This is a genomic window from Streptomyces sp. NPDC026538 (assembly GCF_055567535.1).
The window spans coordinates 186,119-206,459 of record NZ_JBVHQG010000004.1 but is presented as its reverse complement, the minus strand read 5'-3'; the positions used below and the strand labels follow the sequence as shown (position 1 = coordinate 206,459).

The 20,341-nt window shown below is 71.7% G+C and carries 17 protein-coding genes and 1 pseudogene; 11 read left to right on the top strand and 7 right to left on the bottom strand.

Going from position 1 to position 20,341, the window contains the following annotated elements:
• The first annotated feature begins 117 nt into the window (after positions 1-117).
• Both ACZ4N4_RS18025 and ACZ4N4_RS18020 read left to right on the top strand, forming a co-directional pair.
• Positions 118-1,554, top strand: coding sequence for an aldehyde dehydrogenase family protein (locus tag ACZ4N4_RS18025; RefSeq protein WP_467589586.1), 1,437 nt, complete (start codon positions 118-120; stop codon positions 1,552-1,554).
• 300 nt (positions 1,555-1,854) lie between these two features.
• Positions 1,855-2,784 (top strand): aldo/keto reductase, encoded by a 930-nt coding sequence (locus ACZ4N4_RS18020; RefSeq protein ID WP_467589583.1) that lies wholly within the window; start codon positions 1,855-1,857, stop codon positions 2,782-2,784.
• A gap of 73 nt (positions 2,785-2,857) precedes the next feature.
• Here the strand turns inward: ACZ4N4_RS18020 and trxA are convergent, their stop codons facing one another.
• Complete coding sequence (gene trxA / locus ACZ4N4_RS18015) at positions 2,858-3,238, bottom strand: thioredoxin (RefSeq protein WP_453567216.1); 381 nt, start codon at positions 3,236-3,238, stop codon at positions 2,858-2,860.
• 133 nt (positions 3,239-3,371) lie between these two features.
• On the opposite strand from trxA, the gene ACZ4N4_RS18010 reads away from it, so the two are divergent.
• A complete protein-coding gene (locus ACZ4N4_RS18010; protein WP_467589580.1) occupies positions 3,372-4,799 on the top strand; it encodes a dihydrolipoyl dehydrogenase family protein in 1,428 nt (475 codons plus the stop codon).
• 106 nt (positions 4,800-4,905) lie between these two features.
• Here ACZ4N4_RS18010 and ACZ4N4_RS18005 read toward each other — a convergent pair whose 3' ends face one another.
• A complete protein-coding gene (locus ACZ4N4_RS18005; RefSeq protein ID WP_467589577.1) occupies positions 4,906-5,550 on the bottom strand; it encodes a peptide deformylase in 645 nt (214 codons plus the stop codon).
• Positions 5,551-5,674: 124 nt separating this feature from the next.
• Between ACZ4N4_RS18005 and ACZ4N4_RS18000 the strand changes: the two genes are divergently transcribed.
• From ACZ4N4_RS18000 to ACZ4N4_RS17990, 3 genes are all read left to right on the top strand, one after another.
• Positions 5,675-7,123 (top strand): PepSY-associated TM helix domain-containing protein, encoded by a 1,449-nt coding sequence (locus ACZ4N4_RS18000; protein WP_467589575.1) that lies wholly within the window; start codon positions 5,675-5,677, stop codon positions 7,121-7,123.
• A gap of 81 nt (positions 7,124-7,204) precedes the next feature.
• On the top strand, positions 7,205-7,621 hold the full coding sequence (locus ACZ4N4_RS17995) for a BlaI/MecI/CopY family transcriptional regulator (RefSeq protein WP_351742906.1): 417 nt from the start codon (positions 7,205-7,207) through the stop codon (positions 7,619-7,621).
• A 6-nt stretch (positions 7,622-7,627) separates the two neighbouring features.
• The gene (locus ACZ4N4_RS17990; RefSeq protein WP_467589572.1) at positions 7,628-8,548 is read left to right on the top strand and encodes a M56 family metallopeptidase; all 921 of its coding nucleotides are present in this window, start codon (positions 7,628-7,630) and stop codon (positions 8,546-8,548) included.
• Between the two features lie 108 nt (positions 8,549-8,656).
• Here the strand turns inward: ACZ4N4_RS17990 and ACZ4N4_RS17985 are convergent, their stop codons facing one another.
• Positions 8,657-9,004, bottom strand: coding sequence for a tetratricopeptide repeat protein (locus tag ACZ4N4_RS17985; RefSeq protein WP_453567210.1), 348 nt, complete (start codon positions 9,002-9,004; stop codon positions 8,657-8,659).
• Between the two features lie 212 nt (positions 9,005-9,216).
• Here ACZ4N4_RS17985 and ACZ4N4_RS17980 point away from each other — a divergent pair, with 212 nt between their 5' ends.
• Entirely contained in the window at positions 9,217-10,065 is an 849-nt protein-coding gene (locus ACZ4N4_RS17980; protein ID WP_467589569.1) for a chitosanase, read from the top strand.
• Positions 10,066-10,133: 68 nt separating this feature from the next.
• On the opposite strand, the gene ACZ4N4_RS17975 is transcribed toward ACZ4N4_RS17980, so the two are convergent.
• The 3 genes from ACZ4N4_RS17975 to ACZ4N4_RS17965 are packed head-to-tail and all read right to left on the bottom strand — an operon-like array spanning position 10,134 to position 12,060.
• Positions 10,134-10,940, bottom strand: coding sequence for an SAM-dependent methyltransferase (locus ACZ4N4_RS17975; RefSeq protein WP_467589566.1), 807 nt, complete (start codon positions 10,938-10,940; stop codon positions 10,134-10,136).
• 41 nt (positions 10,941-10,981) lie between these two features.
• A complete protein-coding gene (locus ACZ4N4_RS17970) occupies positions 10,982-11,242 on the bottom strand; it encodes a DUF397 domain-containing protein (protein WP_453385551.1) in 261 nt (86 codons plus the stop codon).
• A complete protein-coding gene (locus ACZ4N4_RS17965) occupies positions 11,239-12,060 on the bottom strand; it encodes a helix-turn-helix domain-containing protein (protein ID WP_453567433.1) in 822 nt (273 codons plus the stop codon). Before ACZ4N4_RS17965 ends, ACZ4N4_RS17970 begins: the two co-directional genes overlap by 4 nt.
• A gap of 289 nt (positions 12,061-12,349) precedes the next feature.
• Between ACZ4N4_RS17965 and ACZ4N4_RS17960 the strand changes: the two genes are divergently transcribed.
• The gene (locus ACZ4N4_RS17960) at positions 12,350-12,790 is read left to right on the top strand and encodes an ATP-binding protein (protein WP_467589563.1); all 441 of its coding nucleotides are present in this window, start codon (positions 12,350-12,352) and stop codon (positions 12,788-12,790) included.
• A gap of 319 nt (positions 12,791-13,109) precedes the next feature.
• Here the strand turns inward: ACZ4N4_RS17960 and ACZ4N4_RS17955 are convergent.
• Positions 13,110-13,387: pseudogene (locus tag ACZ4N4_RS17955) on the bottom strand (spherulation-specific family 4 protein); the annotation flags it as partial.
• Positions 13,388-13,675: 288 nt separating this feature from the next.
• Between ACZ4N4_RS17955 and ACZ4N4_RS17950 the strand changes: the two are divergent.
• The 3 genes from ACZ4N4_RS17950 (at position 13,676) to ACZ4N4_RS17940 (ending at position 20,333) form a co-directional block, all read left to right on the top strand.
• The gene (locus tag ACZ4N4_RS17950) at positions 13,676-13,990 is read left to right on the top strand and encodes a hypothetical protein (RefSeq protein WP_467589560.1); all 315 of its coding nucleotides are present in this window, start codon (positions 13,676-13,678) and stop codon (positions 13,988-13,990) included.
• A 498-nt stretch (positions 13,991-14,488) separates the two neighbouring features.
• A complete protein-coding gene (locus tag ACZ4N4_RS17945) occupies positions 14,489-17,068 on the top strand; it encodes a Pls/PosA family non-ribosomal peptide synthetase (RefSeq protein ID WP_467589557.1) in 2,580 nt (859 codons plus the stop codon).
• Positions 17,069-17,081: 13 nt separating this feature from the next.
• A complete protein-coding gene (locus ACZ4N4_RS17940) occupies positions 17,082-20,333 on the top strand; it encodes a non-ribosomal peptide synthetase (RefSeq protein WP_467589554.1) in 3,252 nt (1,083 codons plus the stop codon).
• Positions 20,334-20,341: the final 8 nt, after the last annotated feature.

Here is a 20,341-nt window from a genome sequence, read left to right as displayed (position 1 = left end):
TCACCCTGGACGGGGCGGTGCTTTTCCGGGCCCACTGACTAGGATGTTGCGCGCTCAACAAAACGGCTCACGGGTGCCGTGGGCCGCGCAACCCCGGTGATCGATCGGAGAGCCGTCATGCCGCTGCTCGACCCGAAGACCTGGCAGGCGAGCGCCCTGTCCGGCCCGCACTACGCCGTCACCGAGCCCGCCACCGGCGACACGCTCGGCACGGTCACCCTCGCCGCCCCCGCGGACGTCTCCCCGGCCGCCACGGCGGCCGGCGCCGCGCACCGCGAGTGGGCCCGCGCACCGCACTTCGTGCGGGCCCAAGTCCTGCGCCGCGCGGGTGACTTGTTCACGGAGCACGCCGACGAACTGCGCGAGTGGCTCGTCCGCGAGTCCGGCTCCATACCCGGCAAGGCGGACTTCGAACTGCATGTCGCCGCCCAGGAGTGCTACGAGGCCGCCGCCCTCGCCTCCCGCCCGGTGGGCCAGGTGCTGCCCAGCGAGGCGCCCCGGCTGTCGTACACCCGCCGGGTCCCGGTCGGTGTGGTCGGGGTGATCGCGCCCTTCAACGCGCCGCTGATCCTGTCCATCCGCTCGGTGGCGCCCGCCCTCGCGCTGGGCAACGGGGTGGTCCTGAAGCCCGACCCGCGCACCGCCGTCTGCGGCGGGCTCTCCCTCGCCGCGGTGTTCGCCGAGGCCGGCCTGCCGGAGGGGCTGCTGCAGGTACTGCCCGGTGCGGCCGGTGTCGGTGCGGCGCTGGTCGAGGACCCGCGGATACCGGTGATCTCCTTCACCGGATCGACGGCCGCCGGCCGCGCGGTCGGCGAGGCCGCGGGCCGCCGTCTCAAGCGCGCCCATCTCGAACTCGGCGGCAATTCCGCCCTGATCGTCCTGGAGGACGCCGACCTCGACGCGGTGATCTCCACCGCCGCCTGGGGATCCTTCTTCCACCAGGGCCAGATCTGCATGACCACCGGACGGCACCTGGTCCACAGCTCCCTGGTCGAGGAGTACGTCGAACGCCTCGCCGCCAAGGCGGACTCCCTGGCCGTCGGCGACCCGCACCGCGAGCAGGTCCACCTCGGCCCGATCATCGACGACGCCCAACTCGCCAAGATCCACGGTCTGGTGGAGGCGAGCACCGCCCAGGGCGCAAAGCTCGCCGCCGGTGGCACCCACGAGAACCTCTTCTACCGGCCGACCGTCATCTCGGGCGTCGACGACCGTACCCCCGCCTACGCCGAGGAGGTCTTCGGGCCGGTGGCGCCCGTGCGCGCCTTCGCCGACGCCGACGAGGCCGCCGCCCTCGCGGCCGACAGCGCCTACGGGCTCTCTCTCGCCATCGTCACCAGGGACGCGGCGCGCGGCCTGGACCTCGCCGAACGCATCCCGACCGGCATCGTCCACATCAACGACCAGACGGTGAACGACGAGGCCGTGGCCCCCTTCGGCGGCGTCGCCGCCTCCGGCACCGGGGCACGGTTCGGCGGCGAGTCCAACCTGGAGGCGTTCACGGACGTGCGCTGGACGACCGTGCGCGGGGACGTGGCGCCGTACCCCTTCTGAGCCGCGCCGGATCGAGTGGTCCGGGTCAAGGCGTTCTTCGCCCGCTGCCCGCGGGTGAGGGCCGTCATCCATGGGGCTGCCACACCCCCGCATGATCGGCCCCATGCCCTGCTGCTAGAATGCCGGTCATCGCGTGAGCCTTCCTGGTGCGGATTCCGATCCCCCAGGGAGGCTTTTTTCATGCCGCCCGCCCCGGTGCCGGCCGACCCGCTTCGACATGCTCGCCCCGCCGAGCGGCCCGAACGCGTCGCGCCCACCCACCGGGTCCCCGTTTCCCATCCGCCAGAGGAGATCCATGTCATGAGTCCACGCACGAACAACGCGGCATCCGCGGGTACTTGGCAACTCGGTGACCTGACCGTCAACCGCGTCGGGTTCGGGGCGATGCGCCTGACGGGTACCGCGCCCTTCGACCGAGGCGTGCCGCGGGACCGCGACCGGTCGATCGGCGTGCTCCGACGGGCGGTCGAGCTCGGCGTGAACCACATCGACACCGCCGCGTTCTACTTCTCGGCGACGCGCTCCGCCAACGAGCTGATCAACCGGGCGCTGGCGCCGTACCCGGAGGAACTGGTCATCACCACCAAGGTGGGGCCGGGCCGCGACCCCTCGGGCGCCTGGTGGTGGGCCTCCCCGGCCCAACTGCGCGGCCAGGTCGAGGAGAACCTGCGCCAGCTCGGCCGCGATCACCTGGACGTGGTGAACCTGCGCGTGCCATCGAGTGGGCGGACCGGCTCGATCGGCGAGCACTTCGGCGTGCTGGCCGAGCTGCGCGATGCCGGGCTGATCCGCCACCTGGGCATCTCCAACGTCACGTCCGAGCAGCTGACCGAGGCCCGGGCCATCGCCCCCGTCGTCTGCGTGCAGAACCCGTTCGGGATCGGTGCGGCGAGCGAGGAACGGGCACTTCTGCGGCTCTGCGGTGAACTCGGCCTCGCCTTCGTCCCGTTCTTCGCGATCGCCGGTCCCGGGCGCGAGGCGGGTCCGGTCGCCGGTGACGGCGAGGCGGTGTACGCCGTCGCCCGCGCGCACCGTGTGTCCGTCGCACAGGTCCGGCTGGCCTGGACCCTGCAGCAGGGGCCGCACGTGCTGGCCATCCCGGGGACCGGCGATCCGGACCACCTGGCGCAGAACATGGCGGCCGGCGCGCTGCGGCTGTCGGAGGAGGAGATGGCAAGCCTCACTCGCTGCGGGACCGCCCCCCCACGGCGGACGATTCTGAAGACATAGCCGCAGTTAGAGACTCTAACTGCGGCTATGTGCTGTTACTCAAGCGATGACTTGTCACCGGGGCGGCAGGCCGTCACTCGGCCTGCGCGCCGCCCTGCTGCGCGGCGATGCTCTTGCGTACCTCGTCCATGTCCAGCTTGCGGGCCTGGCCGATGACGTCCGTCAGCGCGGCCTCCGGCAGGGCACCCGGCTGGGCAAAGACGGCGACCTGGTCGCGGACGATCATCAGGGTCGGGATCGACTGGATGTCGAAGGCCGCGGCCAGCTCCGGCTGCGCCTCCGTGTCGACCTTGGCGAAGACCAGGTCCGGGTTGTCCTGCGCGGCCTTCTCGTAGACCGGGGCGAACATACGGCACGGGCCGCACCAGGACGCCCAGAAGTCGATGAGAACGAACTCGTTCTCGCTGACCATCTGGTCGAAGTTCTCCTTGGTGAGTTCCACGGTGCTGCTCATGCGTGCTTCCCTCTTCCTGATGTGGGGGGCGCCCCGCTCCGGGACGAGCCGTCCGCACAACGCGTCCGACCGGGTGGGTATTCCGGCCACCACCCGTGTGGCCCCGGCGCCCGCCACCCGCGAGACTGACCCCATGACGGAAACGGAATCCATCGCTTACGACGTCGTTGTGCTCGGTGCCGGGCCCGTGGGGGAGAACGTCGCCGGCCGCACCCGTGCGGCGGGCCTCACCACCGCGGTCGTGGAGAGCGAACTCGTCGGCGGCGAATGCTCGTACTGGGCGTGCATGCCCAGCAAGGCCCTGCTGCGCCCGGTCATCGCCCAGGCCGACGCCCGCCGCCTGCCCGGCCTCGCCCAGGCGGTCCAGGGCCCGCTCGACACCCCCGCGGTCCTCGCCCGCCGCAACTACTTCACGTCGAACTGGAAGGACGACGGCCAGGTCGCCTGGCTCGACGGCATCAGCGCCGACCTCTACCGCGGCCACGGCCGCCTCGCCGGACCCCGCACGGTCACCGTGACCGGCCCCGACGGCACCCTCACCACCCTCACCGCCCGGCACGCGGTCGCCGTCTCCACCGGCACCCGCGCCCAGCTGCCGCACCTGCCGGGACTCGCCGAGGTCAAGCCCTGGACCAGCCGGGAGGCCACCAGCGCCCAGGAGGCGCCCGGCCGGCTGATCGTCGTCGGCGGCGGTGTCGTCGCCACCGAGATGGCCACCGCCTGGCAGGCCCTCGGTTCCCGGGTCACCCTGCTGGTCCGCGGCCAGGGCCTGCTCAACCGGATGGAGCCGTTCGCCGGTGAACTCGTCGCCGAGGCGCTCAAGGAGGCCGGCGTCGACGTTCGCACCAGCACCTCCGTCGAGTCGGTGACCCGCGAGAACGGCACGGTCGTGGCCTTGACCGACGCCGGTGACCGCATCGAGGCCGACGAGATCCTCTTCGCCACCGGGCGCCTCCCGCACACCGACGACATCGGCCTGGACACCGTCGGCCTGGAACCCGGCTCGTGGCTCACCGTCGACGACACCCTCCTGGTCGAGGGCACCGACTGGCTCTACGCCGTCGGGGACGTCAACCACCGGGCGCTCCTCACCCACGAGGGCAAGTACCAGGCCCGGATCGCGGGCGACACCATCGCCGCCCGCGCCTCGGGCACGCCCCTCCTGGACGGCCCCTGGGGCGCGCACGCGGCCACCGCCGACCACCATGCCGTACCGCAGGTCGTCTTCACCGACCCGGAGGCGGCGGCGGTCGGCCTCTCCCTCGCGGAGGCGGAGCAGGCCGGGTACCGGGTGCGCGCCGTCGACGTCGAGTTCTCCTCGGTGGCCGGGGCGGGGCTGTACGCCGACGGCTACAGGGGCCGCGCCCGGATGGTCGTGGACCTGGAGGCGGAGATCCTGCGCGGGGTCACCTTCGTGGGCCCGGGCGTGGGCGAGCTGATCCACTCGGCGACGATCGCGGTCGCCGGACAGGTGCCGATCAGCCGGCTGTGGCATGCGGTGCCGTCTTATCCGACGTTGAGCGAGGTGTGGCTGCGGTTGCTCGAGGCGTACCGGGGCTGAGGGCCGAAGGGGGGCTGCCGGGGGTGGGTCGTCCGCGGCTCCGTCGTGGCTGGTCGCGCGGTTCCCCGCGCCCCTTCGGGGGCGGTTCCGCGGGGCGCGGCCCTGGTCAGGGCAACTTGAAGCCCAGCTCCGCCGCCGCCGTCGTCGGGGTCGGCTGGGTCCAGCGCTCCGCCGTCGCCTCCGTCGACGACAGCGAGCGCAGCTCCGCGCGGTCCAGGTAGAGCGTGCCGTCGAGGTGGTCGGTCTCGTGCTGGACGATCCGGGCCGGCCACCCCGTGAACACCTCGTCGACCACGCGGCCGTGCTCGTCCTGGCCGCGTAGCCGTACCTCGGCGTGCCGGGCCACCACCGCCTGGTAGCCCGGCACGCTCAGGCAGCCCTCGAAGAAGGCGGCACGGGCGCCGCCGACGGCCTCGTAGACCGGGTTGACCAGGACGCGGAACGGCTGCGGGACCCGGCCGCGGACGACGGCGATCTCCTCGGGTACCGGCGCCGGGTCCTCGATCACCGCGATCCGCAACGGGACGCCGACCTGGGGCGCGGCCAGGCCCACGCCCGGCGCCGCGTGCATGGTGTCGCGCAGCGCCCCGAGGAACCGGGCCAGCAACTCGGGGCCCAACTGGCCGTCGTACGGCTCGGTTCCGCGCCGCAGGACCGGGTCGCCGGCCGCGACGATGGGCAACGGACCGCCGGCGGCGAGGAGTTCCTCGACCCGCTCGGCAAGAGGTGCGTGATCACTGGGAGATGCCATCGCGCCAGCATGCCATGACCGCGAATGTGACGCGGGTCACTTTACCTGCCGGGAACTCGTTCCCGGCACTCTCCGACTACTGGACCGTCCCCGCTCTCACCCCAGTCCCCCGGAGAAGCCCTCGATGTCCATCGCCCCCTCGACCTCCCCCGATCTCCCCTCCGCTCGATCGGGGGGACCCCCATCGGACGAGGCACCGGAACCGACCGCACCGGCCGCGTCCCCGGGCCGCTGGGCACCGCTGCGCCCGCTCGTCCTGCGTCTGCACTTCTACGCCGGCGTCCTGGTCGCCCCCTTCCTGCTCGTCGCCGCCACCACCGGCCTGCTGTACGCCTGTTCCTTCCAGGCCGAGAAGCTGGTGTACGCCCATGAGCTGACCGTCCCGGTGGGCAGGTCCGAGCTGCCGGTCTCCGAGCAGGTCGCCGCGGCCCGCGAGGCCCACCCCGAGGGGACCGTCTCCGCGATACGGCCGGCCCCGGAGGCCGGCGCGACCACCAGGGTGCTGCTGTCGGGGGTGAAGGGCGTCGGTGCCGACCACACCCTCGCCGTGTTCGTCGACCCGTACACCGGGAAGGTGCGCGGCGCGCTCGAACAGTACGGCTCGACCGGCGCGCTGCCGCTGCGCACCTGGATCGACGAACTCCACCGCGATCTGCACCTCGGCGACACCGGGCGGCTCTACAGCGAGTTCGCGGCGAGCTGGCTGTGGGTGATCGCGGGCGGCGGCCTGGTGCTGTGGTTCTCCCGGCGGCGGGCGCTGCGCAAGGTGCGCGGCACCGGCGGCCGGCGGCGCACCCTCGGCCTGCACGGTGGCGTCGGCGTCTGGGCCGCCGCCGGTTTCGTCTTCCTGTCGGCGACCGGCCTGACCTGGTCCACCTACGCCGGTGCCCACATCGACGAACTGCGCACCTCGCTCGGCCAGGCCACCCCGTCCGTCTCGGCGGCCGCGAGCGGCGGCGAACACGCCGGGCATGACATGGCGTCCATCACCGGCGCCGCCGCCGACCACGGGGCCGGCCTGGACAGGGTGCTCGCCGCCGCCCGCGCCGAGGGCCTCGGCGACCCTGTCGAGATCGTCCCGCCCGCCGACCCGAACAGCGCCTACGTCGTCCGGCAGGTCCAGCGTGGCTGGCCCGAGAAACAGGACTCCGTCGCCGTCGACCCGGCCACCGGCGAGGTGACCGACGTCCTGCGGTTCGCCGACTATCCGGTGCTCGCCAAACTCACCCGCTGGGGCATCGACCTGCACACCGGCATCCTCTTCGGCATCGTCAACCAGCTCGCCCTGGCGCTTCTCGCGCTCTCCCTGATCCTGCTGATCCTGTGGGGCTACCGCATGTGGTGGCAGCGCGGCCGCGGCTCCGCCTTCGGCCGGCCGATCCCGCGCGGTGCCTGGGCGGACGTCCCGCCGTACCTGCTCGTCCCGGCGATGGCGGTGATCGCGGTGGTCGGCTACTTCGTGCCCCTGCTCGGGATCCCGCTCGCCGCGTTCATCGCCGTGGACATCGCGCTCGGCGAGATCGCGCACCGCCGCGGGCGGCGGACGTACGGGGGCAGGGGCGGCGTGAAGTAGCGTGGTCAGACACGCCGACGCGGGTGTCGTCACACGCCCGCGCGTGTGTCACACACGCCGACGCCGGAGGGAGACGGGGCTATGGTGCGGGCCCGTCGCGGGCAGGGGGAGCTGGAGGGACAGGTGCTGGGCGCGCTGCGCGAGGCCGGCGGTCCCGTCACCGCCGCCTGGGTGCAGGAGCGGCTCGGCGGCGACCTCGCCTACACCACCGTGGTGACCATCCTGACCCGGCTGCTGGCCAAGGACGTCGTCGCCCGGGAACGGCAGGGCCGCGCCTTCCTGTGGACGCCGACCGCCGACGTGGCCCGGCTCGCCGCCCTGCGGATGCGCCGGCTTCTCGACGGCGAACGGGACCGCGAGGCCGTCCTGGCGAGCTTCGTCACCGCGCTGCCGCCCGGTGACGAGCAGGTGCTCCGGGCGCTCCTGGAGACCGCCGGACCGGGCCGGGTGAACAGTCGGAACACCTCGCACACCGACCACGGCGGTACGGAAGACTGACCGCCCATGGGGGTCTTCGTCTTCCTGCCGCTGGTCCTGCCGCTGACCGCCTGGCCGGTCGCCCGGCTGGCCGAGGGGCGGCTGCATCCGCGTACCGCCACCCGGCTGCTCACCGCGGTGGCCGTGGTGATGGCCGTGTGCAGCACGCTCTGCCTGGCCCTGCTGATGGTGGTCGGCACCGCCCAGCTCCCCGGCAACCCCCTCCCGGACACCTGGTCCGACCCGGAGGTGCGGGCCGCCGTGCCGCAGGACGAGATCGCGGGCCGCGCCGCCATCCCCGCGCTCGGCGTGGTCGCCGTGCTGTGCGGGCGCACCCTCCACCGGCACCGCCGGGTCACCCGGCTGGCCCGGCGCGCGCTGACCGGACTGCCCGGCCGGGAGGTCGCCGTCCTGCCCGACCGCACCCCCTACGCCTACGCGCTGCCCGGCCGGATCGTCGTCACCACCGCCCTCCTCGACGGCCTCGGCCCCGGTGAGCGCCGGGCCCTGTTCGCCCATGAACGCGCCCATGTCGCCGCCCGGCACCACCGCCACCTGCTCGCCGTGCACCTGGCGGCCCGCGCCAACCCCTTCCTGCGGCCCCTGCGCACCGCGGTCGCCTACACCGCCGAGCGCTGGGCGGACGAGACGGCGGCCCGCTCGGTGGGGGACCGGCGCACGGTCGCCCGGGCCATCGGCAGGGCGGCGCTGCTGTCGCGGGGCACCCCGGCCCCCACCCTGGCCGCGCTGGCCGCCACCGGGCCGGTGCCGCGCCGGGTCGCCGCGCTCCTCGGTCCCGCCCCGTCATCCGGCGGCTGGCCGTCGGCGTTCACCGGGGCCGGTCTCGCCGTCTGGGGCGCGGCCGCGGGCACCTTCGTGTCGGCGATGTCCTCGGCGAACTCGGCGGTCACTCTCTTCCTGATCTTGCACGCGGCCACCCCCCTCTGACGGCGCCGGTCGGCCTCGACCACGTGCCGGCCCGCGCTTCCGGAACCGGCGGCCGCCGGACACCGAGAAGGGCCCCGGGGAGACCCGGGGCCCTGGTGATCCGTTCCTCTACTCCTGCGGGAAGTCGCCCGCCAGCGCCGAGGCGAGACGCAGATGCGGCTCCGCCTCCTCGTGCCGGGCCTGCCGCTGGAGCGTGCGGCCCAGCATCAGCCGGGCGTAGTGCTCCACCGGGTCGCGCTCGACGATCTCGCGCAACTCGTTCTCGGCGCGGCCCAGTTGAGCCGAGTGGTAGTAGGCACGTGCCAGCAGCAGCCGCGGTCCGGTCTGCTCCGGCACCTCCTCGACCAGCCCGGCGAGCACCCGCGCGGCGCCCGCGTAGTCCTTGGCGTCGAAGAACAGCTGGGCGCGGTCCCAGCGTTCGGCGAGAGTTCCCTGGTCGTAGTACGTGGTGTCCACTCGTGACCTCCTTCGAGGCCGTCAACGGACCGAGTTGGTTGAATATTCCACCACCTCGGCCGACCAGGCAGGTCGCCGCACCGTGGTCCGTACCTGTCTTGTTCGACCCTACGAACTTTCTGCGTGACGGGTACACATCACCGACGGGCTCTGATAGGAAACCTTCCTAATAGTGGATCCCCGTCCACCCCCCACCACCTTCTGGAGCCCACGTGAGGCACCCGAACAACCCCACGACGACCCCTGCCCTGACCTCCCGGCGCACCCTGCTCGCCCTGCTCGGCGCCTCCGCGGCCGGTGCCGTACTGCTGCGTCCCGGGCACGCCTCGGCCGCCTCGGCGGCCGCGAGCTGTGTGGGCCTCGACGACCCGGCGAAGAAGGAGATCGCCATGAAGCTGGTGTCGAGTGCGGAGAACTCCTCGCTCGACTGGAAGGCGCAGTACAAGTACATCGAGGACATCGGCGACGGCCGCGGCTACACCGCCGGGATCATCGGATTCTGCTCCGGCACCGGCGACATGCTCGACCTCGTGCAGCTCTACGCCGACCGCAAGCCCGGCAACGTCCTCGCCAAGTACCTCCCGGCGCTGCGCCGGGTCAACGGAACCGACTCGCACTCCGGCCTCGACCCGAACTTCCCCGCGGACTGGCGCAAGGCCGCCCAGGACACCGCGTTCCAGCAGGCGCAGAACGACGAACGCGACCGGGTGTACTTCAACCCGGCCGTACAGCAGGGCAAGACGGACGGGCTCGGCACGCTGGGGCAGTTCGCCTACTACGACGCCATCGTCATGCACGGCGACGGCGACGACCCCACCAGTTTCCGCAACATACGCAAGCGCGCCCTCGGCCACGCGAAGCCGCCGGCGCAGGGCGGCAACGAGGTGACGTACCTCAACGCCTTCCTCGACGCGCGGGTCTGGGCCATGAAGCAGGAGGAGGCGCACAGCGACACCACCCGGGTCGACACCGAGCAGCGGGTCTTCCTGAGCAAGGGCAACCTGTGCCTGAACACCCCGCTGGACTGGAAGGTGTACGGGGACAGTTACCACATCGGCTGACCTGTTCCCGGGGCTGTTCCGGGCTGTCGTACCGCCGTGTCATCCTGCGGTACGACAGCCCGTCCGTGCTACGGCTTGATGCCCACCCCGGTCCACAGGCTGACCTCCGCGTCGGTTTCGGCCGGTTCGCCGTCCGGGCGCCAGCGGTGGCCGACCGAGACGCCGGGGTCGAGCAGTTCGAGCCCGTCGAAGAAGCGCGCCACCTCCTCGCGCGAGCGGAACTGCACCGGAGTGCCGGCGCTGTTGTAGATGTCCGTGACCTTCTGCCAGGTGGCCGGGTCGAAGTCGGGCGTGCAGTGGCTCAGGGCGAGCGCGCTGCCCGAGGGGAGCACGTCCAGCAGCCGGCTGACGATGCCGTACGGGTCCTGGGCGTCCGTGATGAAGTGCATCAGGGCGTTCAGGGACAGGGCCACCGGCCGGTCCAGGTCCAGGATCTCGGACAGTTCGGGGGCGTCGAGCAGCGCCTGCGCGTCGTTGACGTCCGCCTCGATGTAGGTGGTGCGGCCCTCCGCCGTGCTGCGCATCAGGCGCTCGGCGTACTTGAGGACGAGCGGGTCGTTGTCGGCGTACACCACCCGTGCTTCCGGGACCACGGACTGGGCCACCTGGTGCAGATTCGGCTCGGTGGGGATGCCGGTGCCGATGTCGAGCCACTGCCGGATGCCGTGCTCACGGGCGAGGACGCGGGTGGCGCGGTGCATGAAGGCGCGGTTCTCGCGGGCGCAGACGAAGATGCCGGGGTAGGCGGACGCCACGGTCTCGGCTGCCTGCTTGTCGACCTCGAAGTGGTCCTTGCCGCCGAGGTAGTAGTCGTACATACGGGCGGAGTGGGGCCTGCTCGTGTCGATGTCCCGCGCCGCGTGCGAGTTGGTCATCCTGAACCTTTCGGTGGGGGTGCGTGGGGGGAGGGGGGAGGTCAGCCAGTGGTCAGATGGTCCGCCAGGCCCCGCTTGACCCCGGCGACGAACGCCGTGATCTCTTCGGGGGTGTAGATCAGCGCGGGGCCGGCGGGGTCGGTCGACTGACGCAGCGCCACCCGGCCGTCGGCGAGTTGCTTCGTCTGCACGCACTGGCCTCCGTTGGGGCCGCTCCAGGGCGACTCCCAGCCCTGCTCACCGAGGTCCGTGGCGGGCATGCCGTTGTACACGTCGTGGGCACTGCCGTCGATGATGGTCATGCGTACTCCTTGCGCATGCGGTTCAGGAGCGCCCTGCTCTGCGCGTCGGAGGTCAGCAGGGACATGCGGTTGTGCGCCTCCAGGTGGGCGACGACGTCGGAGCGCTGGTCCAGGTACATCGCGCCGGAGAGGATCTCGCTGTAGACGACGTCGGGGAGCTCGGGCTCCTCGAAACGGAAGTAGGTGAACGGGGCGCACGCACCCACATGGGCACCGGCGGTGAACGGCACGACGTCCACGCTGACATGCTCCAGTTCCGAGACCTCCAGGAGCCGTTCGATCTGCGTCCGCATCACCTGAGGGCCGCCGACCACCCGGTGCAGGACGGCCTCCTCCATGACCACCCACAGGGTGGGCGCGTCGGCCCGCTCCAGCAGGGCCTGCCGGCGCAGCCGGAGGTTCACGCGCCGGTCCAGGTCCTCGTCGCCGTCGTTCGGGAAGCCGCCGCTCAGCACCGAACGCGCGTACTCGGGGGTCTGCAACAGCCCCGTGGCGTAGTGCGGCTCGTAGGTGCGCAGGGTCTTGGCGCCGGTCTCCAGGCTCACGTAGGCGCTGAACCAGGTGGGCAGTACGTCACGGTAGGTGTGCCACCAGCCGGGCTCGTTGGCCCGCTCGGCGAACGCGACGAACTCGGCGGTCTCCTGCTGGTCGGCGCCATAGGTCTCGAGGAGTTTCTCCACGTAGAGAGGCTTGAGCGCCACCTCCGCCTTCTCCAGGCGGCGGATGGTCAGGGGAGCGACCCGCAGCGCCCGCGCCGCTTCGTCCAGTGACACGCCCGCTTCCTGGCGCCGCTCCTGGAGCCTGCGGCCCAGGATCATGCGCAGCACGGTGGGCGCACTGGCGCTGCTCGCGTTCGACCGGCTTTCGCTCACGCCCAACCTCCTGAGGGAACATCACCGGTACGAGTTTGACAGGCACTTGATGGAGCGACCACACCGACACCGGCATTCTGAAATTATCAGGGAGTCGGTTGCAGGGTGAACCCGACTGCGAGCATAGTTACTTGAGTAAATCGCGGTCACGCTCACGGGCAACGTACTTCTCCCGTGCGGACGTTGCTCAGCTCTGCCTGCTTCCCGCCGCAGTCGCCTCACGGAAGGCAACCACGTGTCCCCCCACGCGACCTCCCCGCTCGACCTGTTAGACGTAATCGACCCCGACCAGGCGCACTGGATCGAGCTGCCCTCGCACCGCTCCAGCGTCAGAGTCGCCCGCCGCTCCATGAGAGAGCGCCTGAGCTCGTGGGGGATGCCCGGCGAGCTGTGCGAGGACGCGGTGCTGCTCGTGTCCGAGCTGGTCACCAACGCCGTCCGCCACACGTTCAGCGTCCGCATCCTGTGTGGCATGGGCATGATCAACGACGGGTGTCTGCGGCTGGAGGTGCACGACCACGACTACTCGCGGCAGGGTCTGTTCCGGCGCGAGCCGGGGCCCGACGACGAGGGCGGCCGGGGGCTGCTGCTCGTCGAGGAACTCGCCGACTCCTGGGGCGTCGACCGGTCCCGGCTCACCAGCGGCAACGCCGTGTGGGCCACACTGACGCCCTGACACAGGCGCCGGGCACCCAGGGGGGATGGGTGGGTGCCGGGTGGGTGAGTTGGGGGACTCGCCCGATCCGACTCTGCGGAACACCAGCAGAGCCGGCGCCGGCCCCGGTGAGCACGGTCGCCCCTTGTAGGGGGAGGGCGACCGCGCTCACCGGGGCACTTCCACATCCGCCGGCTCCGGAAGCGCCGGCCGCGGTCCGGCTCCGCCGCCGTCAGCAGGGCTTGCGCCACACCCCCAGTTCCAGCTTCTTCTGCATCGACGACAGGCCCAGCCGCCGGGACTCGGCGCAGAAGGCACTGGGCGGTTCCTTGTACTCGACGCAGCCGTCGGCCGCGTACCACTCCTCGTGCCGGCGCACGTCCTCGATGACCTCGGCCGGTCCGCGCATCCCGTAGTCGGTGTCGACGTACCCGAGGAGGAGCGCCCCGGCCGACCGCAGCGCGTCGGCCGCGGCGCCGGACGCCGGGTCGGGGCGGTCGCCGGGGCCGTTCGCCGGGTTGAGGACCACACCTTAGGTGCCCTTCGCGCCGGCGATCAGGCGGTGCCAGGCACCCGGGTCCTCGGCGGATGGACATACAGCGGAATCAGCAGGCTCACCGCGTACCGTCGCTCTCCCACAGCGCGGCCGGCGCGTCAACGCGCACGTGACCGGCGCGCTCCGGAACGGCCGCCCGGCCCGGCGCCGAGTACCGCCCGCGTCGCCTCGGGAGGGCGGCTAATGGCGTGTACCGGATGCACCGGACTCCCCTCCCGCCCCTCCGCCTCCCGGGGGTTCTCGGCCATCCGCCGGTTTCCGGCCCCGCCCCCCCCGCTCGCCGCCGGTGCGCCGCGCTGGGGCCCGGCTCGGCGGTCGGCTCCGCTGTGACGGGAGGCCGGGCTTCGGGCGTGGCGAGCGCCGCGACCGGCCGGAACGATGTCGCGACGATGTGCATCGGCCGGCGCCCCGCCCGCATGACCCGGCTCGGTACGGGGCATTTGGCAATCATGAAAGACGCGCCTGTGGTGGTGCAGCCGCCGGGCCCCGACGGTGGCAGGCGGGTGACCATACGCGGAGAGTATGTCGGCACCGCGTATCACCTGCTCGACGTCGTCGAGTTTCTGCGCCGGGCCGGGCTTCCCGAGGCCAATACGACGGTCGACGACCCGGATCTGATCGAGTGGCGCGGCATGGGCCCCAAGGCCTGGACGGCCGCCGGCTGATCCGGACGAGGCCCGCTGCCGGGACGTGGCCCGCACAGGGCCGTGGCCCGGCGCGTCGGCGTGCTCGTACGGCCGCGATCGCCGTTGTTCCGGAGGGTCGCGATGACGTTGTCCCGGGACGGCTGCGATGACGTTGTCCCGTACGGCCGCGATGACGTTGTCCCCTACGGTCACGATCGTCGTCATGGCGTGCCGGAGGCCCTCTGGCCATGACTCCTGAGCACCGGTCGACTCCCTTGTGTGACCGCGACCGCCCGGCCGCGTCCCCGTCTCCCCGATGCGCTCCCGGCCCCGGGGGTGCCTACTCCCGGATGGGGGACCGCCATGTGGGTGAACGGTGCAGGACCCGCCCCGGCCTGATTCCCGGGGGACAGGGCCGAGCCCGTCGTGCTTTTCGAACCGTTAAATCCATGGCAAAAGTGGCAGACGTCGATCTCTCTGGACAAACTGAATCCGCCGGTTCGTGATCAGGAACATCCACGTTCTCCAGGAGATCGCATGGTGGAACAGTCCTCCGAGGTCGTTTCGGAGCCGGATGAATCCGTCGTCGCGCTGAGCGACACCGGCCGCAGGGGGGCGGAGACCGAGCGGCGGCTCGCGCGGACACTGGCCGACCTCCTGGACGCCGAGAGCGTCCCCGTCGACGGCCACTTCTTCGCCGACCTCGGCGCCAACTCCCTGGTCATGGCCCAGTTCTGCGCACGAATACGCAAGGCGGCGGATCTTCCCTCCCCGTCCATGAAGGACATCTACCAGCACCCCACGATCCAGAGTCTGGCCACCGCGCTCGGGGATCCCACGCCCGCCCCCGACCAACCGGCGGACGCCCCGTCCACGGCGGCGCCCCCGCCACCGGCTCAGGGGTCGCGCGGGAAGCGGAGCACCCATCTGCTCTGCGGAACCGCCCAGTTGCTGGTCTTCCTGGGCTACTCGCTGGTCTCCGGATTCGCCACCGCCGCGGGGTACGAGTGGATCGCCGGCGGTTCGGGCCTGGCCGAAATCTATCTGCGGTCGGTGCTGTTCGGAGGCATCGCGTTCGTGGCGCTCTGCGCCTTCCCGATCGCCGCCAAATGGCTGCTCGTCGGACGCTGGCGGCCCGGTGAGTTCCCCGTCTGGGGCCTGGCGTACCTGCGATTCTGGCTCGTCAAGGTGCTGCTCCACGCGAATCCGATGGTCTTCCTCGCCGGAACCCCGCTGTACGTGCTGTACCTGCGGGCCCTCGGCGCACGGATCGGCAAGGGCGTCACGATCTTCTCCCACTCCGTCCCGGTCTGCACCGACCTTCTGACGATCGGCGCGGGCACCGTGGTCCGCAAGGACGCGTTCCTCCTCTGCTACCGGGCCCACGCGGGACACATCCAGACCGGCCGGGTCACCCTCGGCGCGGACGTCTTCGTCGGCGAGAAGACCGTCCTGGACATCGACACCGCCATGGGCGACGGTGCCCAGCTCGGCCACTCGTCCGCCCTGTACCGCGGCCAGGCGGTGCCGGCCGGTGAGCACTGGCACGGATCCCCGGCGGAACCCACCCAGGTCGACTACGCCAGGGTCGCCCCCGCCCGCTGCGGCACCCTGCGCCGGGCCTGGTTCGGCCTCGGCACCCTGACGCAGATGTTCCTCCTGTACATCCCGCTGTTCGTCGGCGGTGCGTACATGCTCTTCACCGAGGTACCGACGATCGGCAAGCGGCTCGACCCGCAGTCGGCCGCCCTCAACCCCTCGGAACTGCTCCCCGACGCGCTCGTGCTCTCCCTCGTCCTGTTCTTCGGGTTCGTGGTCCTGGGTCTGCTGACCCTGTGCACCGTGCCGCGTCTGGTGGGCCTGGTCCTCAAGCCCGACAAGGTCTATCCGCTCTACGGATTCCACTACGTACTGCAACGGACCACGGCCCGCATGACGAACATCAAGTTCTTCACCTGGCTCTTCGGCGACAGCTCGTACATCGTCCACTACCTCCGCGGTATCGGATACGACCTGTCACGCGTCGAGCAGACCGGCTCGAACTTCGGCACCGAAGTGCAGCACGAGTCGCCCCTGCTGGTCACCGTCGGCAGCGGAACGATGATCGCCGACGGCCTCTCCGTCCTCAACGCCGACTTCTCCAGCACCTCGTTCCGGCTGTCCAGGGTGGAGATCGGGCCGAACAACTTCCTGGGCAACAACATCGCCTATCCGGCGGGCGGCAGGACGGGCGCGAACTGCCTGCTGGCGACGAAGGTGATGGTTCCCCTCGACGGCGAGATCCGGGAAGGCGTGGGCCTCCTCGGCTCACCGTGCTTCGAGATCCCCCGCACGGTGGACCGCGACACCCGGTTCGACCACCTCAGAACAGGCGACACACTGCGCCGCCGGCTCGCCGCGAAGAACCGCTACAACCTCCGCTCCATGGCGGGCATGCTGCTCGTGCGCTGGCTGCACACCTTCGCGCTCACCCTCTTCGGACTCGCCTCCGTGGACCTGTACGGCGCGGTCGGACACGTGGTGATCGGCGGATACCTGGCCTTCACGCTGGCCTTCTCCACCGCGTACTTCGTCCTGGTGGAGCGCTGCATCGCATCCTTCCGGGCGCTGCGCCCCCGGCTGTGCTCCATCTACGACCCGTACTTCTGGTGGCACGAGCGGCTGTGGAAGGTCCCGGACCACTATCTCAACATCTTCAACGGCACCCCGTTCAAGACCCTGGTCTGGCGGCTGCTGGGCGTGCGCATCGGCCGCAGGGTGTTCGACGACGGTGTCTACATGACCGAGCGGACGCTCAGCACCATCGGCGACGACTGCACCCTCAACGCCGCCAGCAAGATCCAGTGCCACTCGCAGGAGGACGGCACTTTCAAGTCCGACGTCACCACCCTCGGCGCCGGCTGCACCCTCGGCATCGCCGCCCATGTGCACTACGGCGTGACCATGGGCGACGGCTCGGTACTGGCGCCCGACGCCTTCCTCATGAAGGGCGAGGAAGTCCCCCCGAACGCCCAGTGGGGCGGCAATCCCGCGGTGGACATGCCGGAGAACGGCAGCCGGCCCGGCATCGGCCGGACCACGTCAGCAGCCAACGCCGCCACGGCGACCGTGAGTTGAGGAAGGCCATTCGATGGGAACGCGCGTGGAATCGGACCGGGAGTTCTGGAGCCGGACACTGACCGCAGGCGGTGCCACCGCCGTGCCCCGGTGGGCTCCGCAACCGGTCCACGGTTCGGCCGAGCACGAGATACCCGTGCCGGACGACACGACCGGGGCGGTGCGGGCACTGGCCGGGCAACGGGGCATGCCGGTCGGCGTGCTGATGCTCGCCGCACACCTCAAGGTGCTGGCCGTGCTCTCCGGCGAATCCGAGGTGGTCACGGGGTACGCCACCGGCGCGGGCGGCGAGCCGCTGCCGTGCCGGGCGTCCGTCCCCGCCGGGTCCTGGCCGGCCCTGCTCACGGTCGCTCACGACGCCGAGGCGGAAGTGCTGGCCCACCGCGGTTTCCCGGTGGCGGAACTACGGCGCGAACTCGGCCTGACGGAGCCGCCGTACGAGGTCGTGTGCGGGCCGACCAAAGCCCACGAGCCCCACGCCGACGACGATGTCCTGCACGTGCGCTGGTCCGACCGGGACGGACGGCTGACGCTGCTCCTGCGGTACCGCACGGACGTACTCGACGCCCGGGCCGCCGCCCGTATCGGCGGCTACCACCTGACCGCGCTGCGGCTGATGACCGCGGAGCCCGACGCCGACCACACCCACCAGAGCCTGCTGTCCGCCGAGGAGGAACGCGAGCAGCTGGAAGGCCTGGCCGGGCCCGACCGCCCGCTGCCGGACGCGCGGGCACACGAACTGTTCGAGCAGCGTGCCCGGACGCATCCGCAGGCGGTGGCCGCCGTACACGGCGAGCAGCAGTGGACGTACGGCGAACTCGACCGGCGGGCCAACCGGCTGGCGCGCGCCCTGCTGGCCAGGGGCCTCGGCCGGGAGGACGTCGTCGCGGTCGTCACCGAGCGCAACCTCGACTGGCTGGCGGCCGTGCTGGCGGTGTTCAAGGCGGGCGGCGCGTATCTGCCGATCGAACCGCACTTCCCGGCCGGCCGGATCGCGGCGACGCTGTCCCGGGCGGAATGCCGGCTGGTCCTGACCGAATCCGGCAGCACCCACACCCTCGACGAGGCACTGGCCACCCTGCAGGGCGTCGAGAAGGTCCTGACGGAGACGGCGTACGCCGAATCGCACGCCGACGACGGCCCCGGCATCCGGGTCGACGCCGACCAACTCGCCTACATCTACTTCACGTCCGGCTCCACCGGCGAGCCCAAGGGCGCGATGTGCGAGCACGCGGGCATGCTCAACCACCTCCACGCCAAGATCGACGACCTGGCGATCGGCGAGGGATCGGTGGTCGCGCAGACCGCCCCGCAGTGCTTCGACATCTCCCTGTGGCAGCTGCTGGCCCCGCTGCTGGCGGGCGGGCGGACCCTGCTCGTCGAGCAAGACGTGATCACCGACGTGGAGCGGTTCGTCGGCACCCTGGAACGCGGCCGGGTCGCCGTGGCGCAACTCGTGCCGTCGTATCTGGAGGTCGTCGTCTCCTATCTGGAGCGGCACCCGCGGATGCTCCCGGACCTGCGCTGTGTGTCGGTGACCGGCGAGGCGCTCAAACGGGAGCTGGTCCAGCGTTGGTTCGCGGTCCAGCCGGGCATCGAACTGCTCAACGCCTACGGTCTCACGGAGACGTCGGACGACACCAACCACGAGGTCCTCCGGGAGGTACCCGAACGGGTGCTGCTGGGGCGGCCCGTCGGCAACGTGCGCGTGCATGTCGTGGACGAGAACCTGTCGTTGGTACCGCTGGGCGCCCCCGGACTGATCGCGTTCTCCGGAGTCTGTGTGGGCCGTGGGTACGTCAACGATCCCGAACGCACCCGGGAGGCGTACCGGACGGACCCGTACCGGCCCGGCGAACGGCTCTACCTGGGCGGGGACTGGGGTCGCTGGCACCCCGGCGGCAAACTGGAGTTCCTCGGCCGCCGGGACAACCAGGTCAAGATCCGCGGCTTCCGGATCGAGATCGGCGAGATCGAGAACTCCCTGCTGCGGGTGGACGGGATACGGGACGGCGCGGTGGTCGTCGCCGAACGGACCGGTGGCGGCAAGCAGTTGATCGCCTTCTACTCCGGCCAGGAGCAGGAACCGGAGATGCTGCGCAAGGCACTCGGCGCGGCGCTGCCCGGCTACATGGTGCCGTCGGCCTTCCACTGGCAGGACAGCCTGCCGCTGACCGCCAACGGCAAGATCGACCGAAAGGCCCTGACGGCACGGGCCGAGCAGTCGCCGCCGGACACGGAGACCGCGGACTCCGCCGCCCCGCTCAGCCCGACCGAGCGGCGGCTGGCCGCGGCCTGGGCCGAACTGCTGGGGGTGCCCGAGCGGCGGATCGGCCGCGCGGACCACTTCTTCGACGCCGGCGGCACCTCCCTCACCGCGGTCAAACTCAGCCTCGCCCTCGACCGCGCGGTGTCCCTGAAGGACATCACCCGGCACCCGGTCCTGGCCGACCTGGCCGCCCTCCTCGACGGCACGGCCCGGCAGCGCCCGGAACTGCTGCTGCCGCTGTCGGGCGGGAGCCGCGCCCCGGAGTGCGCCCTGGTCTGCTTCCCGTACGCGGGCGGCAACGCCGTCAACTACCAGCCCATGGCGAGCGCGCTGGCGGGCAGCGGCCTGCCGGTCCTCGCCGTGGACCTGCCCGGCCACAACCTGGCCGCACCCCCCGAGCCGTTCGCGTCCATCGAGCAGGTGGCCGAGCGGACCGTCGCCGAGATCACGGCCCGCGGCCTGACCCGGGTCGTGCTGTGGGGCCACTCCTCGGGCACCGCGGCGGCCGTCGAGACCGCCCTGAGGCTCCAGCAGCGCGGTGTGCGCGTGGCCCGGGTCTTCCTCGGCGCGCAACTGCTCGGCACCGCCGGTGACCGGTTCACCGCCATCGTCGAACTGACCGGCAGCAGCGACGCCGAGATCGCCGAGCGGCTGACCGCGGACGGCGGCTACGCGGAACTCGTCGAACTCAACCCGCCGCACGCCGAACACATCGCCGCCGCCTACCGGTACGACTGCGTCGCCGCGCACCGCTACTTCCACCAGGTCCTGGAATCCCCGTCGCCGGTGAAACTGACCGCGCCGGTCTCGGTGGTCGTCGCCGCCGACGACCCGCACACCGCCGGCCACGCCCAGCGCCACCGGGACTGGCTGCTCCTGGCCGACCACGTCGACCTCCACGAACTCGCCGACGGGGGCCACCACTTCCTGCGCACCCGTCCGGCCGAGACGGCACAGACCGTCCTGAACGCCGTCCTTCCCCTCGCCTCCTCCTGACCCCCGTC